We start from the raw sequence: 22,854 nt of genomic DNA, 5'->3' as shown, positions 1-22,854 counted from the left end.
TTATGAATTATGAATTATGAATTATGAATTATGAATTATGAATTATGAATTATGAATTATGAATTATGAATTATGAATTATGAATTATGAATTATGAATTATGAATTATGAATTATGAATTATGAATTATGAATTATAAATTATGAATTATGAATTATGAATTATGAATTATGAATTATGAATAAAGATTATTTGAGAGGAACGAAACCCAACACCTATAATATTTATACTAAATCTTGAATCTTAATTGTATTAGGGCTTAATGGTATTAAGCCCCTACAATGGTGTTAGATGGCTAAAATCTTTTATCCAATCATTAAGAATTAAATAATCTTTATTTTTGTTAATTATGATTGACTTTGGACGAGAAATATGCAATTGTCTAGAAATAGCCCAAGAACGAGAGTGGTTAATCACAAATGGGATCGGAGGTTATGGGTTAGGAACAGTAAGCGGAGTATTAACTCGCAGTTATCATGGACTTTTAATTGCTTCTCTTAACCCTCCTTTAGATAGAACTCTTTTGTTAACTAAAGTTGATGATACTGTTCATTATAATGGGGAAGTTTATAGTCTATTTACTAATCGTTGGATTAATGATCTTGTTGAACCTGCTGGATATCAACTAATAGAAAATTTTAAACTAGAAGGAACTATCCCAATCTGGAATTTTAGCTTAGGAAATGGGAGACTAGAAAAACGCATTTGGATGCAGCATAAAGCTAATACTACTTACATATATTACACTTTTAAGCAGGGTAGTCAACCACTTACATTATCGTTGAAAGCTTTAGTTAATTATCGCAGTCATCATAGAGGAAATTTACCTAATCTTACAACTAATCAAATTGATAGAGGAGTTAAAATATCTTTATCTAATCAATCTTCTGATTCTTTTTATCTATTAACTGATCAAGGAAAATTTTCACCGATTTATGAAATTTATGGCGGATTTGAATTAGTAAAAGAAAGTTATCGAGGTCTACCCGATAGAGATAGTCATCTGTGTGTGGGAACCTTTGAAGCAACCCTCAATCCCGGAGACTCTCTCACCTTTGTCGCTACTACCGGCCATCCTAACCCCTTAGTTTCTCATCAATTAAATTTGCATGATCACTCAACATTAGGTAAACTGTTAGATGGGATATCAGCTTTACAAGAGCGTCGTCAGTATGAGCAATCTTTACTCGACCAATGGCACTCTAGTGGTTCTCCAAGGACTCAATCTGTCCCAAGCTGGATTAATCATCTAGTGTTGGCCGCAGATCAATTTATTGTAGATCGACCCTTAGACAATCATCAAATTGGCAAATCTGTGATCGCGGGTTATCCTTGGTTTAATGACTGGGGCCGAGATACGATGATCAGTCTACCGGGTCTAACGTTGGCAACGGGACGACCTGAAATTGCCAGCCTTATTCTGCGTACCTTTGCTAATTATATCAGTCAGGGAATGTTGCCTAATTGTCTTCCTGATGGCAATCATCCTCTAACGGATCATGATTACAATACGGTTGATGCTACTTTGTGGTATTTTGAGGCTATTCGTCTCTATTATGAACATACAGGAGATAAAATCCTAATTAGGGATCTCTTTCCCAAACTAGAAGAAATTATTGACTGGCATTGTCGGGGAACTCGTTATAATATTAAACTTGATCCTCAAGATGGGTTAATTTTTGCTGGAGCGCAAGGGGTTCAATTAACCTGGATGGATGCTAAAGCTGGGGATTATGTAGTTACTCCTCGTATCGGTAAACCTGTAGAAATTAATGCCCTTTGGTATAATGCCCTAAGGATAGTGTCTGAACTAGCCCAAGTCTTAGACAAGTCCTATGATTTATATGACAACCTCTCTCAATCGACCCTTAAAGGATTTAATCGTTTTTGGAATGAGGAGAGAGGGTATTGTTTTGATGTGATTGACAGTCCTGAATTGGGCAATGATCCCAGTTTAAGACCGAATCAACTTTTAGCAGTTTCTTTAGGTGAAACTCCTTTAAGTATAGCACAACAAAAAAGGATTGTCGAGGTGTGTGGAGAATTGTTATTAACTTCTCATGGGTTAAGGAGTTTATCCCCTAAAGATAGGCAATATCGGGGGGATTATGGGGGTGATCAATATAAGCGGGATACGGGTTATCATCAGGGTACGGTGTGGGGCTGGTTAATGGGCCCCTATGTGTTAGCGTATCAAAGAGTATTTAATGATCCTATCCCCGCCCGTGAATTTCTCGAACCGATGGCTTATCATTTACGTACGGCAGGTTTAGGGACTATTAGTGAGATTTTTGATGGTAATATTCCTTATTATCCCAGAGGTGCAGTTGCGCAAGCTTGGTCTGTGGCTGAAGTTTTGAGAGTTTGGTTAGAATTAAATCAATAATAGGGAATTTTTGCTCAATATTTTTAATAGTTAAGGTGAACGTTTATGAATAGCTACTCCTCAGATTATTATGCATGGACAAAGAAACAGGTTGACTTACTCAAATTGAGACGTTTTGAACAAGTAGATTGGGATAATCTGATTGAGGAGATAGAAGAATTGGGAAACAGTCGTGAAAATGCCTTAGAAAGCTATTTAGAACGTCTTTTAGAACATCTTCTCAAACTGTCTTATTGGGAATCTGAAAAAACATATTGTACTCGAAATTGGAAGGCTGAGATTAGGAATTTTAGAGAACAGATAAAGAAAATTATCAGAAAAAATCCTGCATTAAAGAATAAGATAGAACCTATATGGACTGAAATTTATCCTGTTAGAATTTCTGTGATGAGAGAACTTTTTACTATTCCTGACAGGGCTGAAATTTCTCTAAATAATGCTCTTTCAGATGATTGGTTTCCCGATTAATAGGACTTTAACTCGTTCATAGTTAAGCTATACAAAATTAATTACACAAAATTTGTAGGGGCGGATTTAACCAAAACCGTTGTTACTCAACCATTACGACTATATCAAAACCCGCGCCTTGACTGTGCAACGCCCCTTTGATTGTTGCTTATTTCTGAGGTGTTCCCTAAAAGGGCGATCGCGGGCTTATTGTTCCCTAAATTTCTGTTCGGAGACTGTGCGATCGCCTATTAATTGTTCCCTAACTTTTATCTGGGGATTCTCCTCAGTAATTTTGCTGAACTTTTCTGGTGTTTGCGCTAAATTTCACAAAATCTTTACGGATTAAAACCAATTCTCTTTGGATACAATAATAAATATATTAGCTTTGAATCAATCCTATAAATGAGACAAACCCTTGCCTGGTTAGCTTGCACTTTAACACTCACAGGAATTAGTACACCAAGTTGGGCCTTAGATAATTCTATCGGAGATTCTGGAATCTATGCCCACCGTTTACACCAAGCCCCTTATAATTTAACCGGACGTAAAATTGCCATTGGTCAAGTCGAAATTGGCCGACCAGGACAATTTGGTTTTGATAAAATTGCAGCTTGGAATCCTGTATTTAAACTCGCTGGAGTCTATTTTCGCAATAAACCGGTCAAATCTAACGGAAATTTAGATAATCATGCAGCCATGGTGGCAACCGTCATGATTAGTCGAGATAAACGTATTCCAGGTGTGGCCCCCGATGCAAGACTATACTCCTCAGCAGTGGGAATCCTCAAAGGTGGAGGCCAAGCAGAAGAATGTTTAGCAACTCAACATGTTGCCCAACAAAATAGCGGGGATGTACGGGCCATTAATTTTAGCTTTGGCGAATCTTTACAACGAGATTCACGGGAAAATGCCCAATTAGACGGAAATGCCTTATTAACTCAATGTATTGATTGGTCATCACGGATTCATGATGTCCTCTACGTTATCGCAGGAAATCAAGGCAAGGGCGGAATCCCTATTCCTACTGACCATTATAACGGCATTACAACGGCTTATACCACCAAACGGGAAGGAAAGTTTGCTAAGGTCGATTTTGCTAATTTAAGCGCGCTTCCGGTGGGAATAGGTCGAACTGTCATCAAACGGGAAATTAATGCTGGAGAGAGACGGGCCATCAGTTTACTGGCACCTGGTAATAAAATTGCACTCTATGATCTCTCCGGTAAAGTTAATGTGGTTAGTGGTACAAGTTTTGCCGCCCCCCATATTACCGCTTCTGTGGCCCTACTTCAAGAATACGGCGATCGCCAACTAAAACAAAAACAAGCGAACTGGAGTCTTGACTCTCGTCGTCATGAAGTCATGAAAGCTGTCTTACTTAACTCTGCTGATAAAATACAAGATCGCGGGGATGGCTTATTATTAGGAATGATGCGAACAGTATTAAGTAAAGGCAATAAAACCTGGTTAGATTCTGATGCCTATAAAAATCCGAAAATTCCTCTGGATATAGAAATGGGAAGCGGACATTTGAATGCAATGCGTGCTTATCAACAATTTAGCGCAGGTCAATGGCAACCAGAAAAAGAGGTTCCCTCTTTAGGTTGGAATTATAGCCAAGTAGGAGAAAATAATCACCAAGATTACATAATTAGTCAATCCTTACCCCAAGGAAGTTATGTATCGATTACATTAGCTTGGGATCGAAAGGTTGAACTTAATGATAAAAATAACAATGAACAGTATGACATGGGAGAAAATTTCAGCGATCGCGGTTTAAATAATTTAGACCTTTATTTAATGTCCACAGATACCCAAAATAATGCTCAAAGTGTCTGTTCTTCTATTAGTGGAGTGGATAGTACCGAACATATTTTCTGTCCGATTCCCACCACAGGATCTTATAAAATACGAGTACAATATTCTCAACAAATTAATGAACCGACTCAACCTTATGCCCTTGCTTGGTGGACTTTTACTAATCCTACTAAGACAGAGAAGTTACGTTAATAGAATAGTTACCTGTTCCACGAGGATTAAAAGGAGTTACCATCATTAAATAATCTACTCCAGCTTGAGCCATAAAGGTTATCCCAGAATTAGTGTTTCCAGATATGTCATCATTGTTAAAGGTGATATATTCTCCCGTGCTGGCATTGAACAAGTATAACACTGTATTAAAATCTTGGGAAGTAGCATTAATTTGTACTGTCTGTCCTGAGGTAAGACTATTAGAACTCAAATAATAGCCATCATAACCAGAATTAGTAGGTGTTCTCCACCATGATTCAAAGGGATTAATGATAGCATCAGTGTTAACAATTCTGCTGCTGAGAGTTTGATTAAGTTGTATCACAGAACCCTCAAATACAGTCCCGTAGTTGGAAGTCAAATTATAGTTGACCCCATCTATACCAATTAAACGTACACCATAATCAATTCCTTGTGCTGCAGTAAAGTTCAGACTATTGTTGTTACTACTAACAAGGGTTTCTCCCGTATCCCTATTAAAAACTTGTGCCGTCAAGGTACTGGTGCTATTAGTATTTAGGTTTAAATTAACATCTTGACCAGCCGTTAAGCCACTTAATACATAAGTGTCTACTAAACGACTTCTCAAAATCGGATGATTTATATCATCGCTTGTACTAAAACCCCCTGAAGTAGACGAAGAAGTATTAACTTCTAAAGAGTAGTTTCCTGTTGCCCCATTGCGATAAGATGTGACTCGTACTATATAGTCAATTCCCGATTGAGTGGTAAAGGCTAAAGCTGAATTTGTTCCCCAATCAGGATCAGAACCATTATCATCATTGTACAAGACCCAGTTACCTGTTTTAGCATCTATTACTTGTAAATAAGTGTCAAATTCCGGTCCTGGAGAAGCTAACCGCAGATTTACTTGAGTAAAAGGAGTTAAATTTGATAAATAATAATCATCATAAAATGTGCCTGATCGCAAATTATTATCTGGGTCAGTATTACTCAAAGTCCCTGTAATTTTTTGGTCATCTACTCCTAATACCAAGTTTCCTAAAGTGGTGGTTAAAGTGTAGTCACCCGTCATATTTGAGTCAGAAATAGAAGTTACCCGCACCATATAATCTATTCCTTGTTGGGTATTAAAAGTTAGTTGACCTATTGATTGACCATTAATTGTATTATCTTGATATTCACCAATAATTGCCCCATTATTAAGATTAACTAATTGAACACGAGCATCAAATCCGATTGACTCTAAGTTTAATGTAATTTGTTGATTGTCGCTAATTTCTCTAATCCAATATTCATCTCTGTAACGAGTATAAAACGCTTTATCTGTATTATTTAGATTACCTTTTTCTGTATCACCGAAGACTAAGGGAGTTTGGCTTGTTGAGATTCCAGCAACAGATTTTTTTCCGATGGTTGTCGTCTGTGAGATTAATCTATCTTCCTTGAAAGGATGATCATTACTAACATAAGGTAAATCTTTTTCTGATTGAAAAAGATAAGAATCTTGTTTATTCTGTAAAGCGTTTAAATTTTGATTAAGTTGAGATAATTCTGTGCTTAAATCCATCCCAACTGACGTGAAATTCTGGGAAACTTCTGAAGAATCTAAGACAAATCCAGAGTTCCCTGATACTGCCTGAACTAAAATATCTAAAAAGTTTACATCAGATAATAAGACTGTCATTGTTATTTTCTCCAACAATACAAAAGAATTAATAAAGATGGTTTTTTAAAATTAACTCATCAGTTATTATCCCTAAATCCATGACATAAATTATTCATTATTTAGTCAAGAAAGACATCCGTAAATCTACTCTTTTTATTACTTAATAAATTAAATTTTACTTAAAGAAAAAAAGCTTTTAAAAGTCTAATAAATAGTTTATTTAATCTTTTAAAAAAATACTTATATAAAATCATGAAATTTACAAAAAAAATATTTTTCTCTAAAAAAATCAGAGAAAATACTGAAGAAAAAGGAGTTGAGAATACAGAAGTTTAAAATAAATAAACCTCCCCTATTACTAAACCATTATCACTATATCAAAACCCGCGCCGGAGGCTGTGCAATTAATTTTGCTTAAATACTTATTACAAATAAAGAATAGCTTGGTTATCAATTAAAGCAGGAGTTCCATCCGATTTAATTGCACTAAATTGTCGAAAATAATGACGTACGGAAGGGGGAAACTCAGGAAAATCAAAGAATCCATCTCCTGCCGCAATATCTGCCCAAAAATCTCGTAATAGTGGGGCTAATTCTTCAGCTTGGACAATAGGAACTTTTAAGGGAGAAGCAGTGAGTAATTTCATCATAAAGGGAAAAGAGCGATCGCCAAGCAACTGACGAGATATAGTGGCTAAATTATCGTATCCAGATACACTTTCAACCCGATGAGAAGTAATATTAACAGTTAGCTTATCTTTGGTTTTTCCCTCAATCTCAATAATGCGATAAGGATGAGGATAACTGACCAAAGAACCTGTAGTAATTTCGTAAATTCCCTGATTATAAGCTACATCTTGAACGTGCAAATGTCCCGTAAAAATTAGTTGACATCCCCCATCTTGTAAGATTTTTAATAATAAGCGAGCATTCTCAAGCATATAGCGTTTACCTAATTCGTGATGTGTTTGTCCTGGTAAATGCTCAATAACGTTGTGATGAATCATTACTAAAACTAATTGGTCTTTGAGTTGAGGGAGTAAATGTTCTAACCAACTTAATTGAACTTCATCTAAACAACCCAATTGTTTTCCGTTACTATTAAATTGAGTAGAATTAAGCCCAATTAATTGTACTCCAGGGAATATTTCCTGGGTATAATACAATTTGTCAGTGTGATCATAGCCAAACTGACGATAATAACTAGGAAAATCATCAAAGCCTATAGTTTGTTCGGTAGAATGTATAGTAGGAATATCATGATTACCAGGAATAACATATACTGGAAAAGGAAGAGAAGCAAGGCGTTGTTGTAACCAACGATGATTATCAGGTTCTCCATCTTGGGTTAAATCCCCTGGAAGTAGCACAAAATCTAAATTTAACTGCTCTAAATCGCTTAAAACCTTCTCTATAACTGGAATACTGATTTCTACCCAATGAAAGCGATTAGGATGATCTGAAATTGTATGGGGAACAGCAATATGAGGATCACTGATGATAGCAAAACGAAAATTCATAATAATAAGATTATGGGTTAGATCTGGTTTTCAAGAATAAACAGGAGAGATTCATTTTGACAAGAGTTCGTATCCGTCAACACGTTAATCCCTTAAGTTATAAATACCATCAACCTCTTATCATACCTGATTGGGAGCAAATATACGATAAATTAGATCAACCACTTCATTTAGATATTGGGTCTGCTAGAGGTAAATTTCTCTTACAAATGGCTCCCCTTTATCCTAATATTAATTTCTTAGGTGTGGAAATTCGGGAACCTTTAGTCATAGAAGCGAATAATCAGCGCGATGATTTAGGTGTTTCTAATCTTCATTTTCTGTTCTGTAATATTAATCTTTCTATTACATCTTTATTCGGTTCCTTACCACCAGGAATACTTAAATGGGTAACAATTCAATTTCCTGATCCTTGGTTTAAACAAAGTCATAAAAAACGACGGGTTGTACAACCTATTTTAGTCAATGCGATTGCTCAATATTTAAGTGATGATGGCTTAATTTTTTTACAATCAGATGTTAAAGAAATTGCTTTACAAATGGGCAATCACTTTTTAGCAAATACTTGTTTTGAAAAACATAAACCTCCATCTCAATTTGAGTTAATTGATAATCCCTTTCTGATTCAGACAGAACGAGAAATTGCTACTCTTAATAAATCTCAACCAATTTATCGATTGTTACTACAGAAAAAAGTAGTTCAATGTAACACAAGTCAATAGCAAAAACGAACTATTATTAGCTGCCTAGAACTGCTATTTTCGTAGGTTGGGTTGAGGAGCGAAACCCAACAAAATCCCTGTGCGTGTTGATTTTTACTATCGTTCAACCCAACCCAGACATAAAATAAAATTGATTGTCATTTTTATAGACAACAAACTTATAGACTAACTTATACAATTTAGCTTATGACTGCCCTTGAGAACGACAGAAAGATTCAATTTCCTCAATTCTAGGAAGAACAACCCCAAACCATTTGTAAAAACTTTCTTTCGACTTATTATTTTTAATAACTGCGTTAACAAAAGCTAACCATTCAGGATCATTATTCGGTAAAATTAATCCATAATTTTCACAATCCAAGGGAAATTTTGGAACTAGAATATAATCTTGACCAAGATCTAGTCCTTGTAAAATAGCTTCCCCAACCAAAAGAATACCATCACTAGCAAAAGCCTGTATTTTATCTCCTTGTAATGATTGTATACCTCGATAACGACCAGTCACTCCTTGAAATTCAACTATATTTGCTAAGGGATAATTCTGCATAATTAATGTTTGATTAGTTGTATTTCTTAATAGTCCAATATTAACATTTTCTAATGAACTATTTGGATCAAATTTAGTTTGATTATCTCCCTTGATTAAAAATTGAGTTCCTGTCAAGAAAAAAGGAGCAGAAAACTCAACATTATAATCAGCTATTTGGCGAATAGTATTAGGGCCACATTCGATGTCAACGATTTTATCACTAACTAAATTAAAGCGATTAAAAAGAGTTGATTTATATAACTTTATCGCTATAACTTCCTTATTTAATTTTTCTTTCAGTTCTTCTCTAAAAAAATTAATAAAATCTAAACATAATCCAACCAGATCTCCATTTACATCTCGATAACCGAAAGGGACAGCATCTTCTCTTATTCCTACTCGAAGTAACCCAGTTCTATCAATTTGTTCTAAAACAGTTTCTGAGTTGGCTTTAAGTGGTAAAATAAAGACAAATATAAAAATTAAATTAATAGTTAAACATCTAGTTTTGAAATTCATATTATCGACTATTATAAAGCTATTATTCTTAATGACGAACTTATATTAAAGGAGAAAGCCAACCAATAAACATCTGTGTTGGGTTTCGTGCCTCAACCCAACCTACAATGTTAGTATCGAACTTATATTAAAGTTGTAACCAATGAGCGATAACTCGAGGTAAAGGCAGTAAAATAACCATTAATAAAGCCAAAGAAAACAACCCTAAAATGTCTCGTTGATCATTTAATTCAGTCACATCATTAAGAGCAGGTTGATCCGTAATAGGCATTAAAAACAACAGGATAGCCCAGATTAGAAATTCTTGTCGAATCATAGCCAAAATTAACATAAATAGGCGAGTTAATTGGCCAACAATGATAGCAGTTCGTTGACCAAACATAGCATGAACAACATGACCCCCATCTAATTGTCCCACAGGCATTAAATTGAGGGCCGTTACAATTAATCCCACATATCCAGATATAGCCAAAGGATGCAAATTAATGGCTTTTCCTGCGACAAAACTACTGCCTAAAGCGACTTTAGCGAAGACAGCAAACAGAAAAGAAAATCGTGGATCAAGAGATTGAAATGATAAAAGAGTAGAATTTGTCGCATCTGTAGATAAAGGCACAATTTCGGATAGAGACAGTCCCCATAATAAAATAGGAATGGTAACTAAAAAGCCTCCCAAGGGGCCAGCAATTCCCACATCAAATAAAGCCTTACGATTGGGAACAGGAGACTTCATTTGAATAAAAGCTCCGAAAGTTCCTAAGAAAAAAGGAATAGGAATAAAATAAGGAAGAGTGGTAATAATTTTGTAACGAACGGCTGCAATATAATGACTAAATTCGTGAACTCCTAAAATAACAATTAAGCCTAAACTATAGGGTAATCCTTGTAATAATAAACCTAAATTATCTTCTAGAGCTTTAGTAGAAACTCCAGCCATTTCTGCCCCTATCACCGTAGTTGTAAATACGGTCAATAATAATAAAGTTAGAGCCAATAAAGGACGAGTAATTTTTTCCGACTTATCCTGGGTTTTCTCTTGAGATTTAGCCCAAGGATTAGGAACTAAAGCAAAAAATGGATTACCTGGAAGACCTTCTTGAAATAAGATAATAAAGCGATCGCCAAAAACTTGTTCAATATTGCTTTTAATAGACTTATAAGCTTCTTCAGGAGCCGTTTTTAACTTGCCCCGACAAAGAATTGCTTGAGGACGATAATCTAAATTTTGTAAGTAATAAACAGCCCAAGGAAAACAATCTCGCAAAGACTTTTCTTCACTGACGGTAATAGGACGAAGTTTCTCAGATTCTTCGGGAGGTTTGGGGGTTTCTGAGGTAAGATTATTTAATTCCTGATTTTTAGGCTCTTGTTTCTTACTTGGTATGTGTCCCTTTTGTAGAAGCCACCAATACAAAGTAAAACAGACCATTAAGGGAACTACTATTAACCAAGTAGGAATAGGTACATTCCCCTTAACCGTATACCAAGTTGTCCAGATAATGGCAGGAGTCATCATGACTAGCCAAAAAATCCAGATGGGGATAGGGGTAATAGGTGCGACACTGCGCTTAAGGAGATAGTAGGTAATTAAGCCAAGAACGATTAAAAGTAACCACATATTTAAATATCAAGAGTGTGTCAGGGAGATTTAATTTCTAATTAGGGAGCTAAACGATTGACAGATTAAGGAATAATGAAAGGAAATAGGCTTAATTATTGTAAGCAAGTTTCCCCTAAAAATGGATCAAAGGAATACGAGAACCCCTAAACCCCCCCGTCTTTTGTTAGATGGATTGTTTGCTTTTCCTCCCAACAGAGAGACGTTAGGAGGTACGGCTTATTTCATTGTAGAAAAACCTGGGAATATATTGCTAGATTGCCCCATCTGGGATGAAGAAACCCAACAGTTTCTGAAGGAACAGGGGGGAGTCAAATCCTTGCTACTTACCCATCGTGGTGCGATTACTCCCTCGGTTAAGTCTCTCCAAGCGGCTTTGGGATCGGAAATTCTCATTCAAGAACAGGAGGCTTATCTATTACCTGATGTTCCCTTGACTCCTTTTGAACAAGAAATAACTCTCATTTCTAATCTTACTGCTATTTGGACTCCTGGTCATTCTCCTGGCTCTTGTTGTGCCTATTGGCAACGTCACGAGGGTGTTTTGTTTACGGGGCGACATTTGCTCCCCTCAACCCAAGGAGAACCGACCCCCTTACGTCTGGCTAAAACCTTTCATTGGTTTCGTCAATTAGATAGTGTGGCCCTATTGCGCGATCGCTTTTCCTCTGATACCCTAAATTATATTTGTCCTGGGGCAAATACAGGTTTTTTACGAGGAAAAGGCCTGATTAATGATGCTTATCACAAGTTAAAGGCTTTAGATTTATTATCTCTCCGTCAACACCCCATAAGTTTATAGAAAGTGCATATTTTTATAAATTTTGCTTAACTTTGTCATAATTTTTGATAAAATTTTACATATAGCAATAATTGACTCATAAATAACGATTAGGAGAGTAACTGTCAATGGCAGGATTATTTGGATTGTTTGGTGGCAAAACTAAGTATGTTGACGAACCTGATACAAATACTTCTCAGGATTCGGATAACAAGGAAGCCTTTTTCTTAAAACCCGATGACGCTAAAACTTTAGGTAACGTAGAGTTTATGCGTAAACCCAATATCATTAAGCATACCTTCGCCAAACGTCCAGGAGGTAAACACGTTGAAACTGTCAAAGAAATCTCCTCGATGAAAGCAACCAAAGTAGAAAGTAATGGGTTAAAACCTATGAAACCAACTGAATCGAAGGTTGAAGCGTCTCCCGAAACATCGGTTAATACAGAGCGTCGTTCTTCTGACAAAACCATGGATATGTTCCGTCAGATGGCGCGGGATATTAAGAAATAAACTCATAAATAGGCGTAGGGGCGGGTTTACCCAAACCTTTGTGACTTAACCATTACGACTATATCAAAACCCGCCCTTATTGGGGTGGGTTTTTCACAATAGACATCTCCAAAATCCCAGATTTGACCCCTACTTAATTTTGATTCCAATTATTTATCTTTTTTTTATTGATAGGACATATAGGAATGACGGTTACTTCTCCTAATGAATTAACCAGTCAAGTTGATATGTTTCTAACTTTGAAGTTAGGAAAATAATCTTAATTAGGGTTCTACCGGACAAATTATGCTAAATTAATAATGAATAAAAGGCTAAAGCCTTATCCTATACAAACAAAGGTTGCCTGCGCAACCTTTATTTGTATAGCTTAACTATGAACGAGTTAAAGTCTATTATTTGTGATAATTTAGCATAACTTGTCTGGTAGAACCCTTATTTGCCGTTTAGCAATAGAATAATGTTCGACCTTTTCATCATTAACTTTAAAGTTTGATAAATTATCAGGGACAAATGCTTTACCTTGGAAAGAAGCATAGGGAAAGTCAACAATATCATCGGCAAAATAATCATAACTAGAAAACATATCTGCAGGTAAACTATAACCGATTAAAGTAGCAATAGATAAATTAAAAAAGCGACCAACCGAACACTCTAACATTCCACCACACCAGATATTAATCTTATTTTTAAGACAAATATCATGAATTTTTTTTGCTTCTACCAGTCCCCCAACTCGTCCGGGTTTAATATTAATAATTTGACAAGCTTTAATTTTAATTGCTCGTCGAGCATCTTCTGCTGATAGGATACTTTCATCTAGACAAATAGGGGTTTTGATATGTTGTTGTAATTCAGCATGGTCAATAATATCATCCCAAGCTAAAGGCTGTTCTATCATCATCAAATTAAATTGATCAAATTCTTTAAGATGAGGAATATCTTTAAGTGTATAAGCTGAATTTGCATCAACACAAAGAGGAACAGTAGGAAAATTTTCTCTAATAATACTGATAGGTTTAATATCCCAATTTCGCTCAATTTTTAATTTAATACGAGGTGTTAGATCATCTACTTTTTTTTGAACTTCATCAATTAATTTTTGTTTGTCACGAATAATTCCTAGATTACTTCCCACATCAATAATATTCCCAACACCGCCTAAAATTTCCCATAAAGGTATATTGAATTCTTGAGAGTATAAATCCCAAAAAGCGGTTTCTACTGCTGTTTTAGCAAAAGAATAACCTCTAATTTTCCTGAAACTCTCTACAATTTCCTGGGGATGATTAAAAGATTTTCCGATAATTTCAGGAATAATTATATCTTGTAAAACTAAAAAAGAAACATCAGCATATTCAGGAAGATAGAAAGGAAAGGGTAGGCTAGAACCTTCACCATATCCTACTAAACCCTCACTATATAATTTAACTAAAATACTTCTTTTTTTGGTGATATTACCAAAACTGGTAACATAGTTTTTGACGAGAGGAAGTTCAAATAAAAAAATATCAGCTTGTTCAATTTTCATGTTTATTTCTCAACTATTATAGGTTTTTCAGTATATTTTATGCTAAATTAGCATAAACAATAGATCTTAACTCGTTCATAGTAGGGGTCAACGGCCGTTGACCCCTACAAAAAATACAAATAAGGTCAGCGTTGCGTAAGTCCTGTTGTTAATAAATGCCAACAGTCTTGAGCGATCGCCCAATCTTCTTCTGTATGAATGACTAATATTTTGATGGATGATTCTGGGGTTGAAATATCGACATCAACAGGAGAGGATTCATTTTTTTGCTTATCTAATTTTAACCCTAAAAATTCAAACGCGCTACAAGCTTTTTCTCTGACAATAGGGGCATTTTCTCCCACCCCTGCGGTAAAAATTAAAGCATCTAAACCCCCTAAAGAAGCTAACATAGCACCAATATGCGATCGCAGACGATGAATATACATGTCAAAAGCCAATTTTGCGCGATAATTTCCATCATTAATACCTTGAAGAATAGCTCTTAAATCAGCAGAAATTCCTGACACTCCTTTAAAGCCTGATTCTTTATTAAGGAGATTGTTTAATTCCTCAGCAGTTAAGTTATATTCTCGCATTAAATATATTAAAATTGTCGGATCAATAGAACCGCTACGAGTACCCATCATTAACCCTTCAAGGGGAGTAAATCCCATAGTTGTATCGATACTAATGCCATCTTTAATAGCAGTTAAAGAGCAACCATTTCCTAAATGACAGGTAATTAATTTTAGAGAAGATAACGTTTTTTTTAATAGTTTAGCTGCTCTATGAGCGCAATATTGATGACTAATTCCATGAAAACCATAGCGACGAATTCCTTTATCTAACCATTCATAAGGAATAGGATAAGCGACAGTTTCTAAGGGCATACTTGTATGAAATGCCGTATCAAATACTGCCACTTGAGGTATATTTCCTAATAGTTGTTCAATGGCTTCTATATCTTCAATATGAGCCGGATTATGATTAGGGGCTAAGGGAATAAGACGGGTAATTTCTGCTTTAACTTCTGGAGTAATTAGAGTAGATTTAGTATAATTAGTTCCTCCGTGAACTACTCGATGACCAACAATTTTTATCTCTACTAATGTTTCAATTACCTTAGTTTCTCCAGAGATTAAAGTATCAAGCATTTTAGCAATTCCCTGACGACGATCATCAGAGTTTAAGGTAATTTTTTGTTTATTTTTGTTAGATTTAACTGTTAATATACCTTGTCCTGTTGCCACTGTCCAATCAATATTTGCCTCCCAAATCCCTTCTTGAGCAGAGTCAGGTAAAATATTATCTGATAAGTTATATAAACAGCTTTTTTGGGTACTCGAACCCGCATTAAGAACTAAAATTTTCATGTTAATTTTATTCCTTATACTGGATTTGTTATGGTTATTTATTACAAATAAAAGACTTGAACTCGTTCATAGTTAAGCTATACAAACAAAGGTTGCCTACGCAACCTATAATGGCAGTCCGCGCTCGTCGGACGCTCGTTTTTATAGAATAAGGCTTTAGCCTTTTATTCATTATTAGTTTAGCATACTAAGTCCTTCGGGTTTTTAATATCAGGTGCAAGATCTCAGTCTTGCCTGTGAATACTAAGTTAATCCTTGACAGGTGAAACCCGACCAATAATAGGGACTTTTAAAGGGTTGTTTTTGTTGATCGCTTCTTTTCATTTTAGTCTTTTTAGTACAGAAAAACCTTGTGCTATAGTTCCAGAAACTGTTGCCTTAAAATGGCTCTCCCGATATCTTGGGGTAAAATGTATAATAAGTTACAATATTTGAGATGGTGGGTTACGACGCGCCTTAAAAATATTTTACTATTTGCAACTATTTACCCCTATTTGCACATATTAAATAGTGCAAAATCTGAGCCTAAATAAATACTCCAACTAAAGCGGACTCGGTATGACTTCTGACTTCCTTAAACCAGTTAACAGTAAACAGTTACCAAGGATAAACACATTATTCTTTACTGATAACTGATAACTGATAACTGTTAACTGTTAATGTAGTCCTAAAACAGTTTGCAAAACCGCTCGATCTTCAGGTTTAGCAGAAAAGCGGCCATTTTCCAAATCGCGAATCCAACTTTGACTTTTGCCTAATTTTTCAGCTAATGCTCTTTGACTCATTCCTTGACTTTGTCTAGCGGCCAAAATCTGATCAGACGATAATTCAGCTAATTTCTTAGAAGTAGTTTTACGACTTATTTTCCGTTGTTTTTTACGCTCAAATTTAGCTAATTGTTCTTCCCATTCTGAGGGTAATTCAAAATTAAGAATACGCGCTTTCATTAACTGAGTCCATTTACCACGAGGACCAGCATCCGTTAAGCGATGTTTTTGAGAACCATCATTAATCCAAAATTCTAAGGCTTCTTCTGCATCGTCAGGCAAATCAGCCAATTTAACCCACAAAGGTTGAACAGCAACAGGATAGGAAACCGGATCAAAAATAGGTTTAAGTTCATAATGGTTAAGCACTTCAAGATCACTTTCAAAAGCGCGTAATAATCGCTTTCTTTGTTCTCGTTGTACATCAGCTTGAGCCATTTTTTCGTGACCATAAGCAACTCGCATTAACGTGGGAACTGTAATACATTGTTTACGTCCCATTTTACTTTTAAAGAGTAACCACAACATGATACGCACTGCACCTTGATGCTGTTGCCAAATACTCATGACTGTAGTTAACAAGAAATTAGGTAAAGAACCATATTGATAGAAAGCAATACGCTCTCGATACCCTTCTTTATTTAAGAAAAATTTAGCCCAAAGGCCTGCTTTTAATGTAAAAGTTAAACCTGTTAAATGTTGACAACCATCATCATCTTTTTGGAAGTGATGAGTAATATCAAGAAGATGCCATAAAGGACTATCTGAAATCGAAAAACCTTTAAGTTTTCCTTGCTGTGGCCAGTTAATTTCTGCCCGAAGTTGACAAGGTTGTTGAACTAAGGTTTTAATGAGGGTAAGCTTAGCCGCTTTGCTGAGATCTTTACGTTTATCTAAGCCTAAATATTTCTCAATTTGTCGATCATTAATAACAAATTCTTTTTCCCAAGGATGCTCTACTGTGGTCGCATAAGCAGCATAAATAAGGTGTAAACAAGCTGCACGAATATCAATTGATTCTAACTTAGATGAGTCAGATAAATAATTGATCGGGCCCGAAGATAAGGAGTCTAAATTATCATTCAAACGAAAGACAATCATTCCTTGATCTTGCTTAACAGATCTTTTATAAAATAAAGCTCCATTTTCATCTTTTTGCCAAGGCAAAATAGCGGCACTATTTAAAATAGTACACGCTTCCCAAATTACCATTGATGATGCAAAAGGGGTATTTTTCCCATTAACAAATAAGTCTGGAGAAGTAGCTTTCCTATCCACGGTTTTATATCTGCCTTTTTTAGCCTGAGTCGGGATAGGAGTGCTGATAGGACATTTAACAATACACTGGGGTTCTAGATAATAACCTTCACAATTATTGCAGAGTTTTTTATCAATGGAATAGACCCCATCTTTCTGTTGAATGGCTCCAGTAGGACATTCAATTTGACAGGTATTACAAATTGAGCAACTGTCAGTAATTGTGTAGGACATGGCATTTTAGAGAAGGTGGCAAATTAAGTGATTAATTAACAAGCTTACTGTTAGTTTTATCTAGGATAAATTTTAGTGTCTTAGATTGATACTAAGCTACCTTTATCTTCCTGATAAAGCCGATTGACGATTCACGCAGTATGGGATTTATTCCGAAGATAACCTGGCGAGTTAATTACTAAAAAATAGATTCACTTCGGAAGGTATTCAGCGACAATCCTATCGCTTATCTCTCAACACTTCTCACATTTTCATCTTAGTTAATTAGCTTATTTATAATCTGTTTATAATGAACATTTTCTCATAATTGTTACCGATATTCTATCTCTAATCTTTGCCAGTTTATCCGTACAACTATCCGAATTATGCAACGGTTAATGCTATTAATGAATTACTGGAAATAAGCTAGAATACTTATCTGTGAAGGTCTATCAGGGATTTACTGTGATAATAATCTTAGGCAAGCTCTTAATATAATTTAGCTTAAAGTTCCCATATATAAAGACTTATCAAGACGATTTAAACCACAACAGTTATTCCTCTACTCAGAGTAATCAAGCTGCCATTTATTTTCTCCTATTTTCTCAATTATTAATTTTTTTTTAAGAATTAATTTTAACTTTTTTAAATGCTTGGTCATAATTTGTAACATTCAAAAACCAAGCTTAAACAATAGTAAAATTTAATCAAGATAGTGTAAAATTTGATACTGAATCTATAGATTTTTATTTAGGTTAAATTAATATTAAGTCCTGTTGAAACTATCAAACTCTTTAAATCTCAACCAGAACAAACTTTAGCAACCGGAGAAATTATTTTCCGCAATGACGATCAAGGGAATGTTATGTATGGCATCATAGAAGGATTGATAGACGGTATAGAATAAAGTATGACTGAAATATAAATAACGGTCAAAACACCGTAATCGAAGTAACACAGAAGTTAAATGCTTACCTCTTTTTACCTCAAACTTAAAAACCCTTACATATAAAGCATAGAGGCTAATTTGACTTACATTAGATTAATGCACGCTAAGTTGCATCGAGTAAGCGTTACCGAAGCGAATGTTAATTATGTCGGTAGCATCACAGTTGATCCCGACTTACTTGATAAAGTAGGCATTCTTCCCCTGGAAGAAGTGGATATCATCAATCTCAACAATGGTCATCGTTTTTCTACTTATGTTATCCCAGGTGCGTCCGGTACGGGGGAAATTTGCCCTAATGGGGGGGCCGCTTTATTATGTAAAAAGGGCGATCGCTTAATTATCTATGCTTATGAACAACGCAATCGCATTGAAGTCTTACGGGATGGACACCGGGCCAAAGTCTTAGTCACGGATGAAAATAACCAGACTCAAGAATTTTTGATACAAACCCTAGTTCCTTGTCAAAATGGAGAAAATGTTGAATTTCATAGCACTTCAACTTGTGAGAAACCTATGATGACACCTTAAGAGAATTTATTCTTTAAATAAAATCCTTATGTTAAAAGCAATTTTGTTTGATTTTAATGGCGTGATCATTAACGATGAAGCAATTCATCGGGAATTAATTAATGATATTTTATTAAGGGAAAATTTACGCCCTGATACCTCTGACTATCAACAATTATGTTTAGGAAGAAGTGATCGGGCTTGTCTTCAGAATATTTTATCTCGTCGAGGTAGATTTGTTTCCGAAGAATATCTAAAAAAATTAATTGAAGCTAAACATCAAGCTTATCGAAAACGCATAGAAAGTTTAGAGAAATTACCAATTTATTCAGGATTAAATGAGTTTATCTTACAAATTAAACAGCGACAATTACTCATTGGTTTAGTCACAGGTTCTTTACATGATGAAGTTTTATTTATTCTAAATAAAGCCGGGATTTTATCAGAATTTGATGTGATTGTAGCTGGGAATGAGATTAAGGGCAGTAAACCTGATCCCGATGGCTATTTATTAGCGGTTGAACGTTTAAATAAATTAGATAGTAATCTATTCTTAAAAACCACAGATTGTTTAGTGATTGAGGATACACCGGCCGGCATTGAAGCGGCCAAACGGGCCGGAATGCAAGTAGTAGGTATTGCTAATACTTATCCCTTTCATTTTATGCAAAGAATTTCCAATTGGGCTATTGATTATTTTTCAGATTTAGAGTTAGAAAGAGTCACTGAACTCTTAACTTAAGCTAAGCATAACCTAATGAGTTAGATTTGTAGTAATTATACAGTTTGTAAAGTTACATAAACCAAATAACCTATTGAGGCCGGTTATATAGTCAAATAGTAGGAGTAATCCCTCTGGAGCTTGTATGGATAAACAAAAGTTAATTGAAGCACTGGATGCTGCTATAGCAAAACATGAAGGCAACTCTGTAGCCAAAGTTATTCTAGGTCTAACAAAACAAGTTTGGCAGATTGATTGGACTGTTGCACCTTTTGATATTATTAGTCATTATCTTGAGTTTGATATTCCCTACTTTTATCGGTTTATGTCCATGGATTTAGGAGATGAAAAAGAAGAAGAACAATTACTTATGGAGTGGATAAGTAGCAGAAACGCATTAAATAAAGAATCTAAAGCCAATCTACCGGCATTAGTGGAAGAATTAAATCGGTTGCGGGTTGACGCGAGAAACAGTTAAATCGTCTTTCGTGTTACTGGTGTAATATGTTTTGTATTGCTCTTTAGTCATTGTTTCCATGGAATTACTGGCTGTTATCAATGATTACCTGGTTCCTACACTTCTATTTTGCCTGCTTTTCTGTTGTATCTGTTTGCTATTTTCTCCTTATAAACCCCGTCAGTGGCCATCTATTCCTCTTGCTTGTCTTTTGGAAGATATCCCTGAAAATTATTTAACAGGGCAATCTTGTCCTTTAGCAACTCCTTTACTCATTCCTTTGGCTTGTCTTTTAGAAGATATCCCTCAAAGTTATTTAACAGGGCAATTTTACCCCTTAGCAACCCCTTTACTCACTCCTTTGGCTTGTCTTTTAGAAGATATCCCCCAAAGTCGTTTAAACGGGCAATATTATTCTTTAGTAACCCCATTTGCTTGTATTTGGCAAGTAGGTTGGCTTGCTTTTTATCGGAAAAATTTAGCCCAACCAGGGGTTAACTACTGGGAATGGAAGTATCAGCTTTTATCTGATCAAGTTAACCCAGAATTATCCTTATTACTGACTTTACCTGAACCTCAACCCATAATAAAGGGCGTTTTAGAATCTTTAGCCCAAGATAACCCTATTGTTTGGACTTGGGCTAATTTATGTGCTTTCCAAAAGTGGCATCAACAAGCCACTCAAAAACTAGGCTTAGCTTCTATGAAGGCTATTTATCTCATATGTTACCGAACACCTTGGGATAGGTTACAATGGTTATTTACTGAAAACTCCCCCCCTATTAATCAGGATTTTTTTGATGTGTCCTCACCCTGGTGGAAAGTTTTGGGAATTACCGCCTTTTCTTCCCCGTTTAAAGTAGAACAAGCTTATAAAAATCTCCTTCGTCTCTGGCATCCTGATCTTACTTTACATCCCCTCGCTCATCAAATCACCGCCCGTCTCAATGGGGCTTATGAACAGTATATCATTCGTTCTCAACGCCAAGCAGAACGAATTAACTCAATTCAACAATGGTTTAAATCAAAATAGTCTACAGCATAATTCACCCGCCTGCGGAGGCGGGTTAATCAGTGTACAAAGGATATGGACTCCTAAAATTTGAAAAGAATTAGCCAAAAAATAACTAAAGGTGGACACCGATCTCACAATGGCTTAACTACGTTTGCGACATCCTTTCGCCGACTCAGGTGTTGATTATGGCTCAGACCCTGACACATTCCTAACGAACATGAGTTACAGTCATGGGGCGATACCATCAATTCTCTATAATGATGTCGTCGTGCAAAGACATTATGTTGATTAGAGCAGGTGGCACTAGCTCAAAATCAATTCCTTTAACAGAAGTTTTATTAGCTTCTTTGTGCCTATGTCTGTATAGTAGCAGACCCTTTTGCAAAAATGTCTAATATTTACAAAACTTAACTATCGGTCATTATAATTGTGGAATGGGCATCTTGCCCGTTACAAGCTAAAAATTTGTACGACAATTTATTCTTAAGGGCCAGAAAGAAAAATGAATAAAGCACAAACTTTACTACTAATGGTGCATTCCCGGCATATCCGAAGTTGAATCTTTTTGTGTCGGATGATGATGATTATGGGGTTCTGACTTCAATTGTACGGGGCCGACTTGCCATTGTCCTAAATTCAATAAAGACATAGTTTCTACCCCAAAAGCAGCAATTCCCATACTCACTACCCCTGTGGCAATAGTTCCCATGGCAACTGCCCCAAAAGAAATAATTCCCATTGGCACAATGCCAATAGCAATAATCCCCATCGGTGTCACCCCAATAGCAATATAACCTGTCGGGGTAATACCAATAGAAATCAATTTTGGTTTCTTTTGATCACAAACCCCTGTTTGTTGCATAGAAATAAATTTATTAGGTTTCAACTCGCTTGCCATCAGTTTATGAATAGGTCTGCTTGATGGACTTTTATTCTACGATAAAGATAAACGAACCGTCAAAAGACAGTCTGTCAAAGTTATCAATGGACAATTGACAATTGGTTAATTTGGTTTAAAACCTCCTCTTTAAAGGGGAGAAATCAAAAAAAATTTCCCTTATTTCTCTCTTTACTTTTTAGGTAGAGGTAATTGTCAATTGTCCATTGTTCATTGTCAATTGTTGTATAAAATATTGGTTCTACCGGATAAGTTATGCTAAATTATCACAAATAATAGACTTTAACTCTCAAGAGTTAAGCTATACAAACCAAAGTTGCCTACGCAACCGACAATTGAGTCCACCTTCGCGGACTTTGTTTCTATTAGGATAAGGCTTTATCCTTTTATTAATTATTAGTTTAGCATAATTTGTCCCCTAGAACCCAAATTTTATGTAATTAATTTTGTCTACCTACTTATCTAAATTCTAGATTGCGTAGGCAATCT

18 protein-coding genes are annotated in these 22,854 nt (G+C 35.5%); 10 read left to right on the top strand and 8 right to left on the bottom strand.

Translation table 11 applies throughout. From position 1 onward, the window contains the following. Positions 1 to 349 precede the first annotated feature (349 nt). From AsFPU1_RS20320 to AsFPU1_RS20310, 3 genes are all read left to right on the top strand, one after another. Entirely contained in the window at positions 350 to 2,386 is a 2,037-nt protein-coding gene (locus AsFPU1_RS20320; protein ID WP_227873463.1) for an amylo-alpha-1,6-glucosidase, read from the top strand. 45 nt (positions 2,387 to 2,431) lie between these two features. Next, positions 2,432 to 2,854 carry a DUF29 domain-containing protein gene (locus AsFPU1_RS20315; RefSeq protein ID WP_124973712.1) on the top strand — a complete coding sequence of 141 codons (423 nt, stop codon included), beginning with the start codon at positions 2,432 to 2,434 and terminating at the stop codon, positions 2,852 to 2,854. Positions 2,855 to 3,238: 384 nt separating this feature from the next. After that, complete coding sequence (locus AsFPU1_RS20310) at positions 3,239 to 4,846, top strand: S8 family serine peptidase (RefSeq protein ID WP_124973710.1); 1,608 nt, start codon at positions 3,239 to 3,241, stop codon at positions 4,844 to 4,846. Here the strand turns inward: AsFPU1_RS20310 and AsFPU1_RS20305 are convergent. Then, a complete protein-coding gene (locus AsFPU1_RS20305) occupies positions 4,824 to 6,515 on the bottom strand; it encodes a hypothetical protein (protein ID WP_124973708.1) in 1,692 nt (563 codons plus the stop codon). The two genes, AsFPU1_RS20310 and AsFPU1_RS20305, sit on opposite strands and share 23 nt — an antisense overlap. A gap of 407 nt (positions 6,516 to 6,922) precedes the next feature. After that, entirely contained in the window at positions 6,923 to 8,017 is a 1,095-nt protein-coding gene (locus AsFPU1_RS20300; protein WP_124973706.1) for a metallophosphoesterase family protein, read from the bottom strand. A 56-nt stretch (positions 8,018 to 8,073) separates the two neighbouring features. Between AsFPU1_RS20300 and trmB the strand changes: the two genes are divergently transcribed. Next, entirely contained in the window at positions 8,074 to 8,739 is a 666-nt protein-coding gene (gene trmB, locus AsFPU1_RS20295) for a tRNA (guanosine(46)-N7)-methyltransferase TrmB (protein ID WP_124973704.1), read from the top strand. A gap of 184 nt (positions 8,740 to 8,923) precedes the next feature. Here trmB and AsFPU1_RS20290 read toward each other — a convergent pair whose 3' ends face one another. Both AsFPU1_RS20290 and AsFPU1_RS20285 read right to left on the bottom strand, forming a co-directional pair. After that, on the bottom strand, positions 8,924 to 9,787 hold the full coding sequence (locus tag AsFPU1_RS20290; RefSeq protein WP_124973702.1) for an amino acid ABC transporter substrate-binding protein: 864 nt from the start codon (positions 9,785 to 9,787) through the stop codon (positions 8,924 to 8,926). A gap of 127 nt (positions 9,788 to 9,914) precedes the next feature. Continuing rightward, positions 9,915 to 11,405, bottom strand: a complete 1,491-nt coding sequence (locus AsFPU1_RS20285; RefSeq protein WP_124973700.1) for a site-2 protease family protein — start codon at positions 11,403 to 11,405, stop codon at positions 9,915 to 9,917. Between the two features lie 121 nt (positions 11,406 to 11,526). Here AsFPU1_RS20285 and AsFPU1_RS20280 point away from each other — a divergent pair, with 121 nt between their 5' ends. Beyond that, the gene (locus AsFPU1_RS20280; protein ID WP_124973698.1) at positions 11,527 to 12,207 is read left to right on the top strand and encodes an MBL fold metallo-hydrolase; all 681 of its coding nucleotides are present in this window, start codon (positions 11,527 to 11,529) and stop codon (positions 12,205 to 12,207) included. 107 nt (positions 12,208 to 12,314) lie between these two features. Then, positions 12,315 to 12,698: a hypothetical protein gene (locus tag AsFPU1_RS20275; RefSeq protein ID WP_124973696.1), complete on the top strand. Its 384-nt coding sequence runs from the start codon at positions 12,315 to 12,317 to the stop codon at positions 12,696 to 12,698. 406 nt (positions 12,699 to 13,104) lie between these two features. Here the strand turns inward: AsFPU1_RS20275 and menC are convergent, their stop codons facing one another. From menC to AsFPU1_RS20260, 3 genes are all read right to left on the bottom strand, one after another. Continuing rightward, positions 13,105 to 14,226 carry an o-succinylbenzoate synthase gene (menC, locus tag AsFPU1_RS20270; protein WP_124973694.1) on the bottom strand — a complete coding sequence of 374 codons (1,122 nt, stop codon included), beginning with the start codon at positions 14,224 to 14,226 and terminating at the stop codon, positions 13,105 to 13,107. Positions 14,227 to 14,351: 125 nt separating this feature from the next. After that, complete coding sequence (locus AsFPU1_RS20265; protein WP_124973692.1) at positions 14,352 to 15,581, bottom strand: acetate kinase; 1,230 nt, start codon at positions 15,579 to 15,581, stop codon at positions 14,352 to 14,354. Between the two features lie 656 nt (positions 15,582 to 16,237). Further along, entirely contained in the window at positions 16,238 to 17,839 is a 1,602-nt protein-coding gene (locus AsFPU1_RS20260) for a helix-turn-helix domain-containing protein (RefSeq protein WP_124973690.1), read from the bottom strand. 1,024 nt (positions 17,840 to 18,863) lie between these two features. On the opposite strand from AsFPU1_RS20260, the gene panD reads away from it, so the two are divergent. The 4 genes from panD (at position 18,864) to AsFPU1_RS20235 (ending at position 21,485) form a co-directional block, all read left to right on the top strand. Beyond that, positions 18,864 to 19,295, top strand: a complete 432-nt coding sequence (gene panD, locus AsFPU1_RS20250) for an aspartate 1-decarboxylase (RefSeq protein ID WP_438357509.1) — start codon at positions 18,864 to 18,866, stop codon at positions 19,293 to 19,295. Positions 19,296 to 19,323: 28 nt separating this feature from the next. Continuing rightward, positions 19,324 to 20,016 (top strand): HAD family hydrolase, encoded by a 693-nt coding sequence (locus tag AsFPU1_RS20245; protein ID WP_124973686.1) that lies wholly within the window; start codon positions 19,324 to 19,326, stop codon positions 20,014 to 20,016. A gap of 124 nt (positions 20,017 to 20,140) precedes the next feature. Continuing rightward, positions 20,141 to 20,473, top strand: coding sequence for a hypothetical protein (locus AsFPU1_RS20240; protein WP_124973684.1), 333 nt, complete (start codon positions 20,141 to 20,143; stop codon positions 20,471 to 20,473). Positions 20,474 to 20,531: 58 nt separating this feature from the next. Further along, positions 20,532 to 21,485, top strand: a complete 954-nt coding sequence (locus AsFPU1_RS20235; protein WP_124973681.1) for a J domain-containing protein — start codon at positions 20,532 to 20,534, stop codon at positions 21,483 to 21,485. Between the two features lie 508 nt (positions 21,486 to 21,993). On the opposite strand, the gene AsFPU1_RS20230 is transcribed toward AsFPU1_RS20235, so the two are convergent. Next, positions 21,994 to 22,329: a hypothetical protein gene (locus tag AsFPU1_RS20230; protein ID WP_227873468.1), complete on the bottom strand. Its 336-nt coding sequence runs from the start codon at positions 22,327 to 22,329 to the stop codon at positions 21,994 to 21,996. Between the last annotated feature and the right edge of the window lie 525 nt (positions 22,330 to 22,854).

It is taken from the genome of Aphanothece sacrum FPU1 (genome assembly GCF_003864295.1).
Classification (GTDB): Bacteria; Cyanobacteriota; Cyanobacteriia; order Cyanobacteriales; family Microcystaceae; genus Aphanothece_B; species Aphanothece_B sacrum.
Note: the sequence above shows the minus strand (reverse complement) of the source record. Positions and strands in the feature narration are given on the sequence as shown.